Raw genomic sequence first — 18,668 nt, 5'->3', positions numbered from 1 at the left:
GGCTGGGGAGGAAGGATTCGAACCTTCGCATGCTGGAATCAAAATCCAGTGTCTTAACCGCTTGACGACTCCCCAACTTACTAAATCATATGAAACAGCGGATGAATATCTAACCCTTCCACACAATAAGCTTCATATGATTGAGAAACCTGTTGGTAAATTGTATTTGCTTCTTGATGAGATTCACTTGCTATAAACAAACAAGCCCCAGAACCGGTCATTAATGCATGACCATATTGGGATAACTCAACATAAGCCTTCCAAACTTCAGGATATTCCTGAAATACAACCGCCTGCATATCATTTTGAAACGGCTGTAACGATTGGAAAGTCGGCATTATGCTGGGTTTGGAATCCCGTGTCAAGCCTTCATGTGCAAAAATTTTAACTGTTGCCACATGGACGGGGGGCTTAACGATAACATACCATTGTTTAGGGACATCTATTTCAGCCAGCTTCTCACCCACACCTTTGGCAAAAGCACTTCTGCCAAAAATAAAAAAAGGAACATCTGCACCAAGACTTACGCCTAAATCAATCAGTTGCTGCCTACTCAAACCGCATTGCCACCATTGGTTTAAAACCATTAAAACCGTGGCTGCATCAGAGCTTCCGCCGCCCAATCCGCCTCCGGTTGGAATCACTTTATCCAACCAGATTTCGACACCGTGCGCTACGCTTGCATATGGCAGTAATAATTTAGCCGCCCGATAAGTTAAGTCTTGCTCAGGTTCAAGCCCTTCGACCGGCGTATGCAGAATAATCTGCCCATCAGTACGGATTTTCAGATGAACGGTATCATATAAGCCGATCAAACAGAAAATACTTTCCAAATTATGATAACCATCGCTCCTGCGGCCGGTAATCCTCAAATCCAAATTTAATTTAGCCGGCGCAGGAAAGGCTTGGATTTCCTCTGAAACAGACATGGCATCCTCTATTTGCGTGCTGCGCATCGGGTTTGTCCATTCTTATCCAAAGAGTGGTTTACCGTGTCAAACACCAAGCGGATATTAAACTTGGCATTTTCAAGTTGAAGCGTTTTGGGCTGTCCTGAACTATTTAAAGTGCGCGATATCGTCCAGTCAAACTGCTCCAGACGTCCATCAGGCAGGATTTTGTATGGCGCATTGGCAACGCGTTTACCATCTGCCCAAATATGCAAATATTGTACCGGCAAAGCAAAGCCCAAAAGCTGTCTGCTCAATTCCTCAGCAGTTTCCGCCTGATAAACCTTACCCTTACTGTCTACCGCCAATACACCTTCACTGTCTTGACACAGCTGGCCTACGGTATTGCCCAATGGGGTATTCACATCAATGGTTTGAACCGCGTTCTGATAAGTCCAATCGAAATTGGCATAAGAGCCTTTTCCTTCCACTTTGACAGCCAAACGACCGTCTGCGCTAAAATCCTGCACCTGCTCTGCTGCTTGCCAACTGTTTTGCTGAGGTAAGTTTGGCTGCGCACAGGCAGCTAAAAGCAATAAGGCTGCAACCGATGATAATCGTTTTAAATTCATGGATATTCCTTCATAGACCGTCTGAAATCAAACGCTTTCAGACGGCCTTTGGGTTTTATTTGTGTTTTTGAGTATGCGGTTTGCTGGGCGTTATACCGAATTTGGACATTGTCTCTTTTAATACTCGGAGATTGCTTCCACGTTTCAAGCCGTCATTCCAGATTTCTTTGGCCTTGTCTTGGTCTCCAAGCGTCCATAGGACTTCGCCCAAATGTGCGGCGACTTCGGCTTCAGGTTCTTTTCCATAGGCATATTGGATATACGGCAAAGCCATTTGGGCATCGCTTTTAAGATAATATGCCCAGCCTACACTATCATTAATGGCTGCGCTTTCCGGATCCATTTGATAGGCCATCTGAACCATTTTGAAAGCCTCGTCCAAATCCTTGCCGTTGGACAGCAAGGTATAGCCCAAAGCATTCCAACCATGCGGATTGTCCGGATACAACTCAACAACTCGGCGCAAATCGGCAATCGCCTTGCCTGGCTGATTCAGCTTCTCATACACCATCGAACGCTGATACAGCACATTGGCAAGCAGCTCCGGAGAAGCTTGGGTTTTCAAGGATTTTTCGGTGGAATTTACCAAGCTGTTCAAAGCGTTCAACGATTCTTGAAGATTGGTATTTTTAGACAATACGAACAAAGCCGTACTCAACAAATCCTTAACTTCAAAATAACGTCCTCTTTGCTCGGGCATTTTTTGTGCGCGTTGTACCAAAGCCCAAGCCTCTTTATGGTTGCCCTGTTTGGCTTCGATAGAAGCAGCCAAAATGGTTTTATCAAACGTATAAGCCGTAGCCGTTACCTTATCCAGCCATTGTTTGGCTTTGGCCAATTCTTCTACATCATTATATGAAACCGCACCAATCAACGCTGCACGGCTGCGCTGCTCTTCCGTGCCAGCTTTATAAGCCTTTTCCAGATAGCTGTTTACCGCAGAAATATTTTCTGTCTTGCTCGCTGACAATAAGGCAGCCTGAATATACAAATCAGGGTTGGGATTTTCTTCCAATAAAGTCTGCAAACGCTTAAAGGCCTTATCATTTTGACCATGGGCGATCAAATTGGCGATGTCCAATTCCTGCCAAATCGGAGATAAGGTTTTGGTGTCTGTCTCTTTGAAGAAGCCGTCCAAAATATCAGGATGCCGTTGCGCCATCAGCCGCAACGTCACAAAAGTCGGCGGCAAAATTTCGTTGTCCAACTTGGCCAATCGCTGCAATGCCGCAATGGCGTGTTTCTTTTGACCGTCTTTTGCACTAAAAATTGCATCCGCAATCGCCGCTTCTGGAAAGTCTTTATAATTCAAGGCCGTTTTATGCACCTGTTTAACCGCATCGCTGGTCAGATTCGGCTGTTGTGCTGCGGTTTGTGCTAAAAGCAGGAACACGCGCTTTTGCTCATCTTCACTACCGCCGGCAATTACCTTGTCCAATCCGCTCAAATTCTTATCGGCTTTACCCAGCAGCAAATTGCGCAACCAAGTCATACGCTTTTGTGTTTCACCAGGCTCCGGCTCGATTTCGCGCCATTTTTGGTAAATGGCTTCAGCCTGTTCAAATGCGTTTAACGAAACCGCCATCTCCAAAGCGCGTTCGGCCACTTCGGGAGATTTGGTGCGATGCAACGTTAAAATATAAGTAAACAACGCAGAAGCTGCATCACCCTTTTGCAGGGCCAGTTCTGAATTTAACAAAGTGAAAACCTGAGATGTACGGTTTTGTATACCCAACAGACGTATCCGCTCCTGCTCGCGCTCTTCGGGAGAAAAACGGTCGGTACGGCTTTTCTTTTTAATAATCTTAGCCGATTCAAAAACTGCATTTGAATCGCCGGGCGCGGCAAAAGTTTGTGTAACAAACAACATCATGACAGCCGCAGCTGCCACTCGAATACGGGATGGGGAAAACAACATAACTATCCTTTTTGAGAACCTGCCGACATTTTCAGACGGCCTAAGCACTTGCAGAACAGACGCAAAGCTTTATTTATCATTCAGGCATAACTGTAACACACGCACCCTATTTTGTTGACACGGTAACCGTAAACCTTGTGTAATCCTCATCTGCATAAAACGATCAGCGCCAAAAATGAATACCGACCACCTTATCCATTTCCTAACTCAAGCTTCACGCTTCAGCAGCCGTATGCAAGCAGAGCGCAATCAATTAGTTACCACTAAAACGGTCAAAGAAGCAGCCGTTTTGGTCGGCATCGCCTTGCATGAAGGAGCGTGGCAAATTTTACTGACCAAAAGGGCCGAGACCTTAAGGCAACACACCGGACAAATCGCCTTTGCCGGCGGCCGCAAAGATGCCCAAGACGACAGCCTAACGGCAACGGCGTTAAGAGAAGCTTACGAAGAAACCGCCATTCCGATTGCCGCATGGCAGACTTTTGCGCCGCTACCCTTTTATGACACACCTTCCGGCTACCGTGTTACGCCTGTTCCGGCAATTTGCACCCAGCCCGTCAACCCCAAAGCAAATCCCGATGAAGTAGCAGAAATTTTTTATCTGCCTTTGGACTTCACCTTAAACCTGCAAAACTACTCATACCGTCATCTTCATCACAACAATCAAACCCTCGCCCTCCCCGCCCTGCCTTTCCGACACTACGACATCTGGGGGCTGACAGCAATCATCCTATATGGACTGGCAGAACGTTATCAGCAATATTGCCAAGCTTTTAAATAAGGCAAGGCCGTCTGAAAACCAATATTCAGACGGCCTTGTTTGATCAATCCTCTTTATGCAGCTTCTTCATAGCATTCGACAAATTCTCCAAACCATTTCATCTCATCGCGCAGGGCAACCACTTCGCCAATTACCATTAAAGCCGGACGTTCTGCTTCGGCAGCCAACAAGCCCAAATCTTTCAGACGGCCTGTCCGCACGGTTTGATGCGGTAAAGTCCCATTGGAAATCACGGCAACAGGTGTAGAAGGCTGCCTGCCATAAGCCATCAGCTTTTCCGCAATCTCAGCCGCTTTAAGCGTGCCCATATAGATTACCAACGTTTGGCGGCTTAAAGCCAAAGTCTGCCAATCGGGCTGACTGCCCTCGTGTTTGCTGTGGCCGGTTACAAATAAAGCACCTTGGGCACAATCGCGATGGGTTAACGGAATACCGGCATAAGCAGTAGCTCCAAGCGCGGCAGTAATACCCGGCACAATGCGGTAGGCAATCCCGGCCTGATGCAGGGTTTGCACTTCCTCCCCGCCGCGACCGAACACAAAAGGATCGCCGCCTTTCAACCTTACCACACGCTCGCCTTTTTGAGCGTGTTCAACCAATAGACGGTTGGTTTCTTCCTGCTGAACATGGTGCGCACCAGCACGTTTACCCACGCTGATTTTCACCGCATCTTTACGCACCATCGCCAAAATCTCATCCGACACCAAAGCATCGTAAAACACGGTATCCGCAGCCTGTATCGCCTGCAAAGCATGTATGGTCAGCAAGCCCGGATCTCCCGGCCCTGCGCCCACCAAAACCACTTCGCCGCCAAACGGCGTTTCCCGGTTTAACTGCGTGATCAATTCACGTTCTGCCGCCTCGATATTGTTTTGAGCCGCAAAAATACTGAAACGGCTGTCGAACAACTTTTCCCAAAAATAACGGCGTCGTTCGACATGATGAATAGTCTGTTTAACCTTTTCGCGCCATTTACCGGCAATACGCGCCATCGTGCCCGTATGCAGCGGAATCAATGTTTCAATAATCTGCCGCCATTTACGCGCCAATACAGGCGCAGTACCGCCGCTGGATATGGCTATCTTCAATGGCCCCCTATCCACCACGGCAGGCACGATAAACGAACACAAGTCCGCCGTATCCACCGTATTGCACAATTTCACCCGTCGTTCCGCCGCTTCAAAAACACGGCGGTTAAACATGCCATTATCCGTCGCCGCAATAACGAAATACACCTCGTCCAGCATGGCTTCTTCAAACAAGCCACCCAGCCAAACTATTTTCCCTTCAGCCGCCCATTGCTGAAACTGCGGATTCAAAGTTTCCGCAACAACACGCACGCGCGCTCCGGCAGACAACAGGCTTTCCGCCTTACGCTCGGCAACCTTACCCGCACCTGCCAGTAAAACAGGGCGGTTTTTCAAATCGGCAAACAACGGATAATGGCTCATAGTCGTGCTCTTACTTTATCAATGATTGTCCGCCGATATTAAAGGCCGTCTGAAAAAATAGGAAAGAATGGTTTCTGATTTTCTTATGGTGTTTGGTTATATACCTGCAAAAAACCGTCTTTTGAATAACAAAACATTCAGACAGCATTTTTAAATTTCAATCACAAACCGAATTATTTTAGATATTTGCTATCAAACGGGGAACTTATTTTCCGCTCTGCCTACTAAAAAGTCTTAACAATTATTCATATCAACAACTTAAGTGATATTGATTTATTAAGGTAATTTCAAAATATAATATTTAGAAGCGAATATACAGCATGACAACTGAAGCAAAAACAGCCCCTTTACCGACTATTCTCTTTAACAAGGTAGCCTATACCAACGGCGATGATGTTATTCTGAACATCTCCAATGCGACAGACAAAATCACCTCTGTCACCGTCAGCCATTTGGGTACGGAAATCCAAAAATTGGATCATCTGAACTCAACCTCCGTCAAACTCTCTTCCGATATTTTTTCACCCAATTCAGGCTACGTCGTCAAAGTAGAAACCGTTGACAACACCGGCAACCACACCAGCAAAACACTGGGATTGTCTGTCGAAGACGACTGGACTATTTTTCCCCGCTATGGCGTAGTGGCAGGATCTAACGATAATTCGGCAGAACGAAACAACGCCATGACCAATGACCAGCTCGAAGGCTATCAAAACAATATCGATCAGCTGGCACAAATGCACATCAACAATTATTTCTTCTATGATGTGTACGACACAACCTCCAATCCATTTCCAAATGTCAACAGCTTCAAGCAAGAATGGGCGACTTGGGCTGTCGACAACGGCCAACCCAACCCTCCCCAAATCGATACCCTGCTGATTAAAAACCTCGTGAACAAAATTCACGAAAAAGGCGGCAGTGCCATGCTCTACAATATGCTTAACGCCGCCTCCAATGACGAACTCGATAATCCGGCCATCAAAGAAATTTTAAATAATGTCAAACTCTACAATGCCCAAGAGCATTCCAACTTCGGCAAAGCCGGTGCAGAGACCAAAACATCCGTACAACAATTCGTCGATCCTGCCGACAAAAGCTGGCAAAACTATATCGTCAACACCATGATCAAAGCCCTGAAAACAGGCGGCTTTGACGGCTGGCAGGCCGATACCATGGGTGATAACCTCGTTTACAAAATACAAAATGGCCAAAAGACTGAAAACTTCAGAATGTCTGACGGTTATGACGATTTGTCAGCCGCGGCTGCGGAAAAGTTACACGATTACGGTCAAACTTATATGATCAACGACATCAGCACAGGCAGGGCCGATGTCTTATCCACCACCGGCATGGATGTTCCTTACTCAGAAATCTGGCCGCGCGATTTTAAAGATACAGCCGGAAATACCCATTATGAAAACCACAACTATGCCGAGCTTAAACGCTTGGTAGGCCGTCTGTACGATTACAATCACGTTTCCCCGATTATTGCCGCCTATACTCGAAAAGGTACCCACCCGGAAGATAATTCTTCCGAACTCAATCCGGACAACGAATTGCTGGTCGATGCCGTTATCGCAGCGAGTGGCGGCTACCACATGACTGTTGCCGCATTAAACAACCTCCCGGATAAAAACGCACATGGTTTTGGTATTTTGCAAGATCCATACTATCCCGCTCAGACGCTCAAAACCAACGAAACCCTGGCCAAATCAGAATTCAACTATCAACAATTCATTACCGCCTATGAGGAGCTGCTTCGCGGCGAAGGCTTGGTTGAACTCAAAGACAGTCATGCCTCCATCGTAGCATCCGACGGCTATGACATGACTTCCACTTCAGGCGAAGGAGGCAAAGTTTATACATGGACCAAGGCCACCGCAGACGGCGGCCGAGTTGTCCAATTAATCAATCTCGCAGGCCTCGACAAAGACACCAATTGGAACAGCTCCAACCACCACACGCTGAAACTCGACAACCCTAAAGTCAGAATCCCGTTTGATATGGAAATCAGCGCAGAACAGGCCGAGCAAGCCATCGTACAACTGGCTTCCCCCGACTCAGACGATATATCCATGCACACATTGGAATCTTCCGTCATCTATGAAAACGGCAAACCGGTGGCACTGGAAGTCACCGTCCCGAGCCTGGATGTCTGGGATATGCTTTATGTCAGCAATTTAGGGCAGGCAAGCGTCAGCCAAACCTTTGCCGACGGCAAAACCACATTCAACGGCACCCACGCCGACGACCATATCAAAGGTACTGAAAGCGAAGACATCATCTACGGCAACCGGGGTAATGATGAGATTCACGGCGGCAGCGGCAATGACAAATTGTCCGGCGGCACCGGCGACGATGTCATCAACGGCGATGCCGGCAGCGATATTCTCTACGGAGGCGGTGGCAATGACCATCTGAACGGCGGATTAGACAACGACACGCTGTATGGCGGCTCCGGTAACGATACTATGTTGGGCGAAGCAGGCAACGACATCCTTCACGGCGGCGCAGGCAACGACACACTGTTTGGTGGCTTAGGGGACGATATATTGCACGGCGAAGCCGGTAACGATACCTACGTATTCAATCGCGGCGAAGGCCATGACACCATTTTCGACCATCACAGCACAAACGCCATCCAATTCGGCGCTGGCATTTCCCTCTCGGATCTGTCGCTCGAAACGGTCAACGAAAAAGACGGCACGACTTGGAACATCACCATTCGTGGCGAAAACAATCACAACGACCTCATCACCATCGACCACCAATATGCCGACATCCATACCGACGTCCAAGGTCAAAAAATCCCCTCAGTCAGCGAATTCCGCTTTGACGAAGGTACGTTCAACATTGACCAGTTAATGCATATTTTAGGTTAACCATTAAAATATCGAGCATCCCAAAGCCGGACTTTCAAAAAGAGTCCGGCTTTTCTTGCCTGCAACGCCACTTCCATTTTTCAGACGGCCTTTGCCTGCGTATAATATCGTTTTGTCTACAATTTGAAATCCTAACCAATGACCGAATCCATCCGCCTGCCCGCTTCCACACTCAAGCCCTCCACCGTTGCCCTGCCCGGTTCCAAAAGCATCAGCAACCGCACGCTGCTCTTGGCAGCACTCTCCGACAACGTTTGCGAAATCCATTCTTTGCTCAAATCCGACGATACCGACCGAATGCTTGAAGCACTCGACAAACTCGGCGTGCAAATTGAATCTTTACCTGAAGGCCGTCTGAAAGTTCATGGTGCCGGCGGCCGCTTTCCCAACCAATCCTCCGATTTGTTTTTAGGCAATGCCGGTACGGCATTCCGCCCCTTGACTGCCGCACTTGCCGTTTTGGGCGGCGACTATCATCTGCATGGCGTACCGCGTATGCACGAACGCCCTATCGGCGATTTGGTCGACGCGTTGCGTATTGCCGGAGCGGACGTACAATATCTGGGCAATGAAAACTATCCGCCTCTTCAGATCGGCAAACGCCAAGACAACGGCGAGCGCGTTATTCCGATTAAAGGCAATGTTTCCAGCCAATTCCTGACCGCCCTGCTGATGGCTTTGCCCTTGACGGGACAAGCATTTGAAATCCACATGGTAGGCGAGTTGATTTCCAAACCTTATATCGACATCACGCTCAAGCTGATGGCGCAGTTCGGTGTGGACATCATCAATGAAGACTACCGTGTATTTAAAATCCCGGCCGGTGCCAAATATCATGCGCCCGAACATTTATATGTAGAAGGCGATGCCTCCAGCGCGTCTTATTTCTTGGGCGCAGGCCTGATTGCCGGTACACCCATCCGCGTAACCGGCATCGGCGCACACAGTATTCAAGGCGACGTTGCCTTTGCGCGTGAATTGGAAAAAATCGGCGCAGATGTCATTTGGGGCGAAAATTTTGTAGAAATTTCCCGTCCTGCCGAGCGCAAGATTCAGGCTTTTGATTTAGATGCCAACCATATTCCTGATGCGGCCATGACCTTGGCCATTGTTGCGCTGGCCACCAAACAACCCTGCACCCTGCGCAATATCGGCTCATGGCGCGTCAAAGAAACCGACCGTATCGCCGCCATGGCAACCGAACTGCGCAAACTGGGCGCAGACGTCATCGAAGAAGCCGAAGCCATCCATATTACGCCGCCCGAAACGCTTACCCCCGATGCCGTTATCGACACTTACGACGACCACCGCATGGCCATGTGTTTCTCGCTGGTTTCGCTTTTGGGCGTCCCCGTCATCATCAACGACCCGAAATGTACGCATAAAACTTTCCCCGACTATTTCCAAGTTTTTGCATCATTGACCAACTGATTGATTATTCAACATTTCAGACGGCCTGTTGCATACAAAAAACACAGGCCGTCTGAAAAATAAAAATAAAACTATACTTTTTCTTAATTTGTGCGATAATAGCTAAATAAATTCTTAGCGATTCATATTTCCTTTCGGAGAGAAAACATGTCAGACGAAAAAAGCAAAGCCTTAGCCGCAGCCCTTGCCCAAATCGAAAAAAACTTCGGCAAAGGCTCCATCATGAAAATGGACGGCAGCCAACAGGAAGAAAACCTTGATGTTATTTCCACCGGCTCCCTCGGCGTGGACTTAGCACTCGGCGTCGGCGGCCTGCCCCGCGGCCGCGTGGTTGAAATTTTCGGCCCGGAATCCTCCGGTAAAACTACACTCTGTCTCGAAGCCATTGCCCAATGCCAAAAAAATGGCGGCATCTGCGCATTCATCGATGCCGAGCATGCTTTTGACCCGATTTACGCCCGCAAACTCGGCGTAAAAGTTGAAGAACTCTATCTCTCCCAACCGGATACCGGCGAACAGGCATTGGAAATCTGTGATACCTTGGTACGCTCCGGCGGTATCGATATGGTCGTTGTCGACTCCGTAGCCGCACTTGTGCCTAAAGCCGAGATCGAAGGCGAAATGGGCGACAGCCACGTCGGCCTGCAAGCCCGCCTGATGAGCCAAGCCCTGCGCAAACTGACCGGCCACATCAAACGCACCAATACATTGGTTGTTTTCATTAACCAAATCCGTATGAAAATCGGCGTGATGTTCGGCAGCCCTGAAACCACAACCGGCGGTAACGCGCTCAAATTCTATGCCTCTGTCCGCCTCGACATCCGCCGTACCGGTCAGATTAAAAAAGGCGATGACGTGATTGGTAACGAAACCAAAGTCAAAGTCATCAAAAACAAAGTTGCCCCTCCGTTCCGTCAAGCCGAATTCGATATTCTTTACGGCGAAGGCATTAGCTGGGAAGGTGAATTGATCGACTTGGGCGTCAAACATGACATCGTTGAAAAATCCGGCGCATGGTACAGCTACAACGGCGCAAAAATCGGCCAAGGTAAAGACAATGTACGCGTTTGGCTGAAAGAAAACCCTGATATCGCCAACGAAATCGATGCCAAAATCCGTGCGGCAGTCGGTATCAATGTCGATATTACCGAAGGCAAATTGGACGACACCGACGGCGAACGTCCTGAGGAATAAGTCTGTCTGAAATTAAAGGTTAAAGACCAAATAAAAGGCCGTCTGAAATCCGACCATTAATCGGATTTCAGACGGCCTTTTATTCAATACTGCTTAAAGCCCCAATGCCTGAGCATGAAACTCAATATGCGAATCGATAAAGCTGGCAATAAAGAAATAGTCATGCCCATAGCCCGGGCGTACTTTATATTGGATATTGAAACCTTTTTCGCGTGCTGAGCGGACAAACCCTTCCAGTTGCAGGACTTCAGGATACAAAGCATCTTCACTGCCGACATCAATCAAAACAGGCAATTTATGCGAGGCCGTCTGAAGCAGCTCTGTACTGTCATAGCGTTTCCACGTTTCCACGTTTTGGCCCAAATAAGCCGAAAACGCCTGCCTGCCGCCTTCCGTATCGATAGGATGACATAAAGGCGCAAAGGCTGAAACCGCAGCATATCGGCCGGGATGCTTCAAAGCCAACTGCAGCGCACCATGCCCGCCCATGCTGAAACCTGCAATGCTGCGCTCTTGCGTTACCGGAAAATGATGCTCGATCAAATCAGGCAATTCTTGGCTGATATAGCTTTCCATTTGGTAATGCTGCGCCCAAGGTGCTTCAGTTGCATTGACATAAAATCCGGCGCCCTGTCCAAGATAATGTTCCTCACTGTCGGCAACATGCCGACCGCGTGGCGAGGTATCCGGGAAAACCACGATAATATTCCATTGCGCCGCAAAACGTTGGATCCCGCTTTGTTGAACCAATTCAGAACCATCACTATTTAAGCCGGAAAGAAAATATAAAACAGGCGCGGGATAGCCTTTTAAGACTTGTGGCGGCAGATAGACATCAAATACCATATCCGTCCGGCAGGTTTGAGAAAAATGGCGGTACCGTTCCTGATACCCGTTAAACATCTTTCTGCGTTCCAGCAAATGCAATTCTGAATTTTTCATTTTATTCCTTGTAAGGAAACAACAATGAGCAGAATGTTAGCGCAAAACCTGCTCATCGTGTTGTTGCCCCATCTTTTTAAGGCAACCCAATCTGCTTTAAACAAGGCTTGCCAATCATGCGAAATCATTACGCCGACAGCATTTAAAATCTATACACAATCTCTGTGGATAAATCTGTTGATAAGCTTTGGGTAATCGTAAAATTTTCTTTAGGAACAAACCAAGTCTTAAATTGACTAAAATTTAATCAAATAAAATATAATAAAATCAAGTGGTTATATTTATAAGATTTTACTATAATCATACAGTGAAAATTTATAGGTAAAACAAGGTTATGCGGCTTTGTGCATAAATTAGGGTTGACATCCCTAAAAATCACCCCGAATCAAAAGCTGCGTAAAACAACGGCCGATTTCATCAGATGCCATTCAAAAGACACGCGGCCATACATTTTGCGTTACAATACGCACTTATTTTTAAGAAAGAAAAATACGCCATGAAAGCCTCCCAGTTCTTCATTTCTACCCTTAAAGAAGCCCCTGCCGAAGCCGCACTTGCCAGCCACAAGCTGATGATTCGTGCCGGCTTGATCAAAGCCAACGCATCCGGTCTTTATACTTGGATGCCGATGGGTCTGCGCGTATTGCGCAAAGTTGAAAATATCGTGCGTGAAGAAATGGCCCGCGCAGGTAGCGTGGAGCTGCTGATGCCGGTGGTACAACCTGCCGAGCTGTGGCAGGAATCCGGCCGCTGGGAGTTTTACGGTAAAGAACTGCTGCGCCTGAAAGACCGTCATGACCGTGATTTCTGTATGGGTCCGACTTGTGAAGAAGTGATTGCCGACATCGTGCGCAAAGAAGTCAACAGCTACAAACAACTGCCGAAAAACTTTTATCACATCCAAACCAAATTCCGCGATGAAGTGCGTCCGCGCTTCGGTGTGATGCGCGCGCGCGAGTTCGTCATGAAAGACGCTTATTCCTTCCATGCCGACTATGCCTCGCTTCAGACGACCTATCAGGATATGTACGACGCTTACTGCCGTATCTTTACCCGTCTGGGCTTGGAATTCCGCCCCGTAGCCGCAGACACCGGCAGCATCGGTGGTACCGGCTCTCACGAATTCCAAGTATTGGCTGAAAGCGGCGAAGACGTTATCGCATACAGCGATACTTCCGATTACGCCGCCAATATCGAATTGGCACCCACCTTGCCGCTCAAAGGCGAACGCGCCGCTGCTCAGGCCGAGTTGACCAAAGTACATACACCAAATGTCAAAACCATTGAGTCTTTGGTTGAATTCCTCAATATTCCGGTTGAACAAACCCTCAAATCCATCGTGGTTGAAGGCGAAAACGAAGGCGAACTCGTCCTGCTGCTGTTGCGTGGCGACCATGAGTTTAACGACATCAAGGCGGAAAAACTGGCCGGCGTGAAATCGCCACTGACCATGGCAAGCCCTGCCGCGATTATTGAACAGTTCGGCGCCAACGGCGGCTCTCTCGGCCCTGTCAACTTCAAAGGCAAAGTCTATGCCGATTTCGCCACCGAAAAAGGCGCAGACTGGGTTATCGGCGCAAACGAAGACGACTACCACTATACCGGCTTCAACTTCGGCCGAGATGCTGCCGAGCCTGAATTTGTCGATTTACGCAATGTCATCGAAGGCGACATTAGCCCTGACGAACAAGGCCGTCTGAAACTGGCGCGCGGTATTGAAGTCGGCCACGTTTTCCAATTGCGCGACAAATATACCCAAGCCATGAATGTCAGCTTCTTGGACAATAACGGCAAATCCCAAATCATGGAAATGGGCTGCTACGGTATCGGTATTACCCGCGTTGTGGCCGCCGCCATCGAACAAAACAACGACGAAAAAGGCATTGTTTGGACCAAAGCAATGGCGCCGTTTGAAGTCGTTATCGTGCCGATGAACTACAAAAAATCAGACGCCGTGCGCGAAGCCGCCGACAAAATCTACGCCGAGCTTTTGGCTGCTGGTGCGGATGTTTTGTTGGATGACCGCGACGAACGTGCAGGCGTATTGCTGAATGACTCCGAGCTGTTGGGTATTCCTCACCGCATCGTGATCGGCGATCGCGCATTGAAAGAAGGCAATGTCGAATATGCCGAGCGCCGTAACAATCAGGCTCAAGCCGTTGCAGTATCAGAAGTTGTCGCCAAGGTTTTGGCCGCATTGAACGCTTAAATTTTTTTCAATAATGAAAAGGCCGTCTGAAACTGATTATTTCGTTTCAGACGGCCTTTTTCTGTTTTAATAAATAATGTTTTTTCCGTAGCTCTCTAATATTTCTTTGATTTTCAGAATGGTTTCTTTGGGCGGCGGATGTACGCCTTTTAATTTGTATTCGTCGCCGCACAAAGCCCATTTGTGTGCGCCCAATTCGTGATACGGCAAGAGCTCGACCATTTCGACATTATCCATATCACCGATAAACTCGCCCAATAAATGCGCTGACCGCTCATCATCGGTATAACCGGGAACAACCACATAACGCACACGCGTCGGCTGATTGCGTTCAGCAAGATAGCGCGCGAATTTCAGCGTTTTGGTATTTGGAATACCGACAAGCACTTTATGAATTTCAGGATCGATTTGTTTTAAGTCGAGCATGACCAAATTGGTATGATCGAGCAAATCATCCAAAATCGAATCATAGTGCAAAGCATAGCCATTGCTGTCTAGACAGGTATGGATATCGTGTTCCCGACAGGCCGTAAACCAATCGCATACAAACTCATATTGCAATAACGGCTCGCCGCCGGTTGCCGTTACGCCTCCGCCTGTCGCACGCAAATAATGACGATAGGTCATGACCTGCTTCATCACAGTTGCCACATCCAATTCCTGCGCCTGCTCAGTATGAAGATCCCATGTGTCACGATTATGGCAATACAGGCAACGCATCAGGCAGCCTTGCAAAAAGAGCACGTAGCGCAAACCCGGACCATCGACAGCACCGCAAGATTCAATCGAATGAATAATGCCTTTACCGTTATAGTGACGGTGGCCAAGGTCTTTCAGTGCCGGCTCGGGGGTAATGGCAAAAGTCGTGGACATAGTGTTCGGCTCAAAAATGTTTTTGCTTATATGGATTGTACGATAATAAAGGCCGTCTGAACATTTCAGACGGCCTCGGAGCTTTGTTTCAAAACAAACCAAATGCAAATTTAGCTTCCGGTTTGTTTCTCCACCCGGATTACATGGTTTCTGTGAATGTACGGGTAATCACGTCAAGCTGTTGTTCGCGGGTCAGCGAGTTGAAGCGAACCGCATAACCGGACACACGAATGGTCAACTGCGGATATTTCTCTGGATTGTGCATCGCATCTTCCAAAGTCTCGCGATTCAATACGTTGACGTTCAAGTGTTGGCCGCCTTCCAAAATACCGTCTTCATGGTGGAAATAACCGTCCATCAAACCGGCAAGGTTGCGTTCGCGAGAATACTCGTCTTTACCCAACGCGCCAGGAATAATGGAGAAGGTATAGGAAATACCGTCTTTGGCAAACTCAAATGGCAGTTTGGCTACGGAAGTCAATGAAGCGACTGCACCGTTGACGTCACGACCGTGCATTGGGTTTGCACCCGGACCAAACGGAGCGCCTGCACGGCGGCCGTCTGGAGTATTACCGGTTTTCTTACCGTAAACAACGTTGGAAGTAATGGTCAGTACGGACTGAGTCGGAGTGGCGTTGCGGTAAGTTTTGTGGGTTGCCACTTTTTTCATGAAGCGTTCAACCAAATCGCAAGCAATATCGTCAACGCGGTCGTCGTTGTTACCAAATTGTGGGTATTCGCCTTCGATTTCGAAGTCAACGGCAATGCCATTTTCGTCACGAATCGGTTTCACTTTGGCGTACTTAATGGCGGACAATGAGTCGGCAGCCACAGACAAACCGGCGATACCGCATGCCATCGTACGTTTCACATCACGGTCATGCAATGCCATCAATGCAGCTTCGTAGCTGTATTTGTCGTGCATGTAGTGAATAATGTTCAGCGCGGTAACGTATTGGGTTGCCAACCAATCCATGAATTTGTCCATGCGCTCAAAGACAGTGTCGTAGTCCAAAACTTCGTCCATAATCGGCTCGGTTTTCGGACCAACTTGCTCTTTAGATTTCTCGTCCACGCCGCCATTGATTGCGTACAGCAGAGTTTTAGCCAAGTTGGCGCGTGCGCCGAAGAACTGCATTTGTTTGCCGACCACCATCGGGCTGACGCAGCAGGCAATGGCGTAGTCGTCGCTATTGAAGTCAGGGCGCATCAAATCGTCGTTTTCGTATTGGATGGACGAAGTATCGATGGATACTTTGGCGCAGAATTCTTTAAAGCCTTGCGGCAGTTGTTCTGACCACAATACAGTGATGTTTGGCTCAGGAGACGGGCCCATGTTGTACAGAGTATGCAGCACGCGGAAGTTGGTGCGGGTTACCAAGGTACGGCCGTCCAAGCCCATACCGCCGATGGATTCGGTTGCCCAAATCGGGTCGCCGGAGAAGAGTTGGTCGTATTCGGGCGTACGCAGGAAACGGACCATACGCAGTTTCATCACCAAGTGGTCAATGAATTCTTGCGCTTGGGTTTCGGTAATCACACCGTTTTTCAGGTCGCGTTCGATGTAAATATCCAAGAATGAAGATACACGGCCGAAGGACATCGCTGCGCCGTTTTGAGATTTAACGGCAGCGAGGTAGGCGAAATAAGTCCATTGGATCGCTTCTTGTGCATTTTTTGCAGGGCCGGAAATATCGTAGCCGTAAGAAGCCGCCATTTCTTTCATTTGGTTCAATGCTTTATATTGCTCATTGATTTCTTCGCGGCGGCGGATCACTTCTTCCAAGTCCACACCGTTTTCCAAATCGGCTTGCAGTGAGTTGAACTGGTTGAGTTTGTCTTTCATCAAGAAGTCGATACCGTACAATGCCACACGACGGTAGTCACCGATAATACGGCCACGGCCATAAGCATCCGGCAGGCCGGTAATCACGCCTGATTTACGGCAACGGCGGATGTCGGGCGTATAAACGTCAAACACGCCTTGGTTGTGGGTCTTGCGGTATTTGGTGAAAATTTCGCTGACTTCGGGATTCAATTCAACGTTGTACACTTTGCACGCGTCTTGCACCATTTTCAAACCGCCAAACGGCATGATAGAGCGTTTCAAAGGCTCGTCTGTTTGCAGGCCAACGATGGTTTCCAAATCTTTGTCGATATAGCCTGGAGCATGGCTGGTAATACCGGAGACGATTTGCGCGTCGATTTTATACGGCTCGTGCGTACGGTTTTCAACCTTGATGCCTTCCATCACTTCCGCCCACAGCTTGGTTGTGGCTTCAGTTGCTGGTGCCAAGAAAGAGGCATCGCCTTCATATGGCGTGTAGTTTTTTTGAATAAAATCGCGGACATCTACGTTGGTTTCCCAGTTGCCACCGACAAAACCTTCCCAAGCGGCAGGACGTTGCTGAACAGCATTTGACATATCAAGCTCCTAATTTTATTGAAAATATAGACTGTAAATTTTCTGAAAGGATAACATCAATACCCATTTATTTACAGGGGTTTTTATGAAATAAAATTACAGATTTGGTTTTTCTTGATTTACGTCAATGAGAATAATTGTTACTTGGCACTACATCTCACTTTCCAAACATTCGTACTTAAAAACAGCGTAAAATACAAAATTCAGCCCTGAAGACAGACATCCTTCAGGGCTGAATTTTTATTGCATTTCATATAAAAGGCCGTCTGAAAAATTCAGACGGCCTTTTATTCACTTAATCAATTAAGCAAACGGATGATGCAAAACAATGGTTTCTTCGCGCTCAGGACCGGTTGAAACAATGGCCACAGGCGCACCGCAAACTTCTTCAATCCGTTTCAGATAAGCTTTAGCGTTTTCAGGCAGTTTGTCGTACTCTTTCACACCAAAAGTGGACTCGCTCCAACCCGGCATGGTTTCATAAATCGGTTTGCAGGTTTCTACCGCATCGGAGCCGCAAGGCAGAATATCGGTTTTGCTGCCATCAGGCAATTCATAACCTACACAGATATTGATGTTTTCAATACCGTCCATCACATCCAGCTTGGTAATGCACATGCCGGAAATGCCGTTAACTTGAATAGAGCGTTTCAGAGCAGCCGCGTCAAACCAGCCACAACGACGCGCACGACCGGTTACGGAGCCGAATTCATGGCCGCGTTCAGCCAAGCCTGCGCCCACTTCGTCAAACAATTCAGTCGGGAATGGGCCGGAACCCACGCGGGTGGTATAGGCTTTAACGATACCCAAAACGTAATCCAGCATTTGCGGACCTACGCCTGCACCGGCAGAAGCGGCACCTGCCAAGCAGTTGGAGGAAGTTACAAACGGATAAGTACCGTAGTCGATGTCCAGCAACGTACCTTGTGCACCTTCAAACAACAGGCTTTCGCCTTTGCAGTTTTTCTCGTTCAAAACACGGGAAACATCGGTAATCATCGGCGTAATGCGCGGTGCAACTTTTTCAATGACCGCCA

At 48.1% G+C, this 18,668-nt stretch carries 14 protein-coding genes and 1 tRNA gene; 6 read left to right on the top strand and 9 right to left on the bottom strand.

Annotated elements, in window-relative coordinates:
• Positions 1 to 2 precede the first annotated feature (2 nt).
• The 4 genes from ACTHS3_RS00075 to ACTHS3_RS00060 form a co-directional block, all read right to left on the bottom strand.
• A tRNA-Gln gene (locus ACTHS3_RS00075) sits at positions 3 to 75 on the bottom strand.
• 5 nt (positions 76 to 80) lie between these two features.
• Complete coding sequence (gene ispE / locus ACTHS3_RS00070; RefSeq protein WP_039862210.1) at positions 81 to 929, bottom strand: 4-(cytidine 5'-diphospho)-2-C-methyl-D-erythritol kinase; 849 nt, start codon at positions 927 to 929, stop codon at positions 81 to 83.
• An 8-nt stretch (positions 930 to 937) separates the two neighbouring features.
• On the bottom strand, positions 938 to 1,522 hold the full coding sequence (lolB, locus tag ACTHS3_RS00065; protein WP_004519905.1) for a lipoprotein insertase outer membrane protein LolB: 585 nt from the start codon (positions 1,520 to 1,522) through the stop codon (positions 938 to 940).
• 55 nt (positions 1,523 to 1,577) lie between these two features.
• Positions 1,578 to 3,440, bottom strand: a complete 1,863-nt coding sequence (locus tag ACTHS3_RS00060; protein WP_004519906.1) for a tetratricopeptide repeat protein — start codon at positions 3,438 to 3,440, stop codon at positions 1,578 to 1,580.
• A 175-nt stretch (positions 3,441 to 3,615) separates the two neighbouring features.
• Between ACTHS3_RS00060 and ACTHS3_RS00055 the strand changes: the two genes are divergently transcribed.
• On the top strand, positions 3,616 to 4,221 hold the full coding sequence (locus ACTHS3_RS00055) for a CoA pyrophosphatase (RefSeq protein ID WP_049336772.1): 606 nt from the start codon (positions 3,616 to 3,618) through the stop codon (positions 4,219 to 4,221).
• A gap of 53 nt (positions 4,222 to 4,274) precedes the next feature.
• Here the strand turns inward: ACTHS3_RS00055 and cysG are convergent, their stop codons facing one another.
• Entirely contained in the window at positions 4,275 to 5,672 is a 1,398-nt protein-coding gene (gene cysG, locus ACTHS3_RS00050; RefSeq protein WP_004519908.1) for a siroheme synthase CysG, read from the bottom strand.
• Positions 5,673 to 5,992: 320 nt separating this feature from the next.
• Here cysG and ACTHS3_RS00045 point away from each other — a divergent pair, with 320 nt between their 5' ends.
• The 3 genes from ACTHS3_RS00045 to recA all read left to right on the top strand — a co-directional run bounded on the left by ACTHS3_RS00045 (position 5,993) and on the right by recA (position 11,182).
• The gene (locus ACTHS3_RS00045) at positions 5,993 to 8,557 is read left to right on the top strand and encodes a glycoside hydrolase family 66 protein (RefSeq protein ID WP_004519910.1); all 2,565 of its coding nucleotides are present in this window, start codon (positions 5,993 to 5,995) and stop codon (positions 8,555 to 8,557) included.
• 138 nt (positions 8,558 to 8,695) lie between these two features.
• The gene (gene aroA, locus ACTHS3_RS00040) at positions 8,696 to 9,988 is read left to right on the top strand and encodes a 3-phosphoshikimate 1-carboxyvinyltransferase (protein WP_039862183.1); all 1,293 of its coding nucleotides are present in this window, start codon (positions 8,696 to 8,698) and stop codon (positions 9,986 to 9,988) included.
• Between the two features lie 147 nt (positions 9,989 to 10,135).
• Positions 10,136 to 11,182 (top strand): recombinase RecA, encoded by a 1,047-nt coding sequence (gene recA, locus ACTHS3_RS00035; RefSeq protein WP_003680794.1) that lies wholly within the window; start codon positions 10,136 to 10,138, stop codon positions 11,180 to 11,182.
• Positions 11,183 to 11,275: 93 nt separating this feature from the next.
• Here the strand turns inward: recA and fghA are convergent, their stop codons facing one another.
• Positions 11,276 to 12,124 carry an S-formylglutathione hydrolase gene (gene fghA / locus ACTHS3_RS00030; RefSeq protein WP_049336773.1) on the bottom strand — a complete coding sequence of 283 codons (849 nt, stop codon included), beginning with the start codon at positions 12,122 to 12,124 and terminating at the stop codon, positions 11,276 to 11,278.
• Positions 12,125 to 12,148: 24 nt separating this feature from the next.
• Here fghA and ACTHS3_RS00025 point away from each other — a divergent pair, with 24 nt between their 5' ends.
• Together ACTHS3_RS00025 and ACTHS3_RS00020 are read left to right on the top strand one after the other, a co-directional pair.
• Positions 12,149 to 12,319 carry a hypothetical protein gene (locus ACTHS3_RS00025; RefSeq protein WP_004519914.1) on the top strand — a complete coding sequence of 57 codons (171 nt, stop codon included), beginning with the start codon at positions 12,149 to 12,151 and terminating at the stop codon, positions 12,317 to 12,319.
• Between the two features lie 301 nt (positions 12,320 to 12,620).
• On the top strand, positions 12,621 to 14,333 hold the full coding sequence (locus ACTHS3_RS00020; RefSeq protein WP_039862211.1) for a proline--tRNA ligase: 1,713 nt from the start codon (positions 12,621 to 12,623) through the stop codon (positions 14,331 to 14,333).
• Positions 14,334 to 14,399: 66 nt separating this feature from the next.
• Here ACTHS3_RS00020 and pflA read toward each other — a convergent pair whose 3' ends face one another.
• From pflA to ACTHS3_RS00005, 3 genes are all read right to left on the bottom strand, one after another.
• Positions 14,400 to 15,206 carry a pyruvate formate lyase 1-activating protein gene (gene pflA, locus ACTHS3_RS00015; protein WP_049336825.1) on the bottom strand — a complete coding sequence of 269 codons (807 nt, stop codon included), beginning with the start codon at positions 15,204 to 15,206 and terminating at the stop codon, positions 14,400 to 14,402.
• A gap of 139 nt (positions 15,207 to 15,345) precedes the next feature.
• Positions 15,346 to 17,631 (bottom strand): formate C-acetyltransferase, encoded by a 2,286-nt coding sequence (pflB, locus tag ACTHS3_RS00010; protein WP_440366748.1) that lies wholly within the window; start codon positions 17,629 to 17,631, stop codon positions 15,346 to 15,348.
• Between the two features lie 303 nt (positions 17,632 to 17,934).
• The coding region (locus ACTHS3_RS00005; RefSeq protein ID WP_440366747.1) for an adenylosuccinate synthetase at positions 17,935 to 18,668 on the bottom strand (734 nt) is incomplete at its 5' end.

Source organism: Neisseria sp. P0009.S007, assembly GCF_051962515.1.
The sequence above is the reverse complement of the archived record's forward strand: the minus strand, read 5'-3'. Positions and strand labels throughout refer to the sequence as shown.

Coding starts and splice junctions, on each gene's coding strand:
- pflB (WP_440366748.1), bottom strand. CDS start 17,631: ATGTCAAATGCTGTTCAGCAACGTCCTGCCGCTTGGGAAGGTTTTGTC.
- lolB (WP_004519905.1), bottom strand. CDS start 1,522: ATGAATTTAAAACGATTATCATCGGTTGCAGCCTTATTGCTTTTAGCT.
- ACTHS3_RS00025 (WP_004519914.1), top strand. CDS start 12,149: ATGAGCAGAATGTTAGCGCAAAACCTGCTCATCGTGTTGTTGCCCCAT.
- cysG (WP_004519908.1), bottom strand. CDS start 5,672: ATGAGCCATTATCCGTTGTTTGCCGATTTGAAAAACCGCCCTGTTTTA.
- ispE (WP_039862210.1), bottom strand. CDS start 929: ATGTCTGTTTCAGAGGAAATCCAAGCCTTTCCTGCGCCGGCTAAATTA.
- ACTHS3_RS00055 (WP_049336772.1), top strand. CDS start 3,616: ATGAATACCGACCACCTTATCCATTTCCTAACTCAAGCTTCACGCTTC.
- ACTHS3_RS00060 (WP_004519906.1), bottom strand. CDS start 3,440: ATGTTGTTTTCCCCATCCCGTATTCGAGTGGCAGCTGCGGCTGTCATG.
- pflA (WP_049336825.1), bottom strand. CDS start 15,206: ATGTCCACGACTTTTGCCATTACCCCCGAGCCGGCACTGAAAGACCTT.
- fghA (WP_049336773.1), bottom strand. CDS start 12,124: ATGAAAAATTCAGAATTGCATTTGCTGGAACGCAGAAAGATGTTTAAC.
- aroA (WP_039862183.1), top strand. CDS start 8,696: ATGACCGAATCCATCCGCCTGCCCGCTTCCACACTCAAGCCCTCCACC.
- ACTHS3_RS00020 (WP_039862211.1), top strand. CDS start 12,621: ATGAAAGCCTCCCAGTTCTTCATTTCTACCCTTAAAGAAGCCCCTGCC.
- recA (WP_003680794.1), top strand. CDS start 10,136: ATGTCAGACGAAAAAAGCAAAGCCTTAGCCGCAGCCCTTGCCCAAATC.
- ACTHS3_RS00045 (WP_004519910.1), top strand. CDS start 5,993: ATGACAACTGAAGCAAAAACAGCCCCTTTACCGACTATTCTCTTTAAC.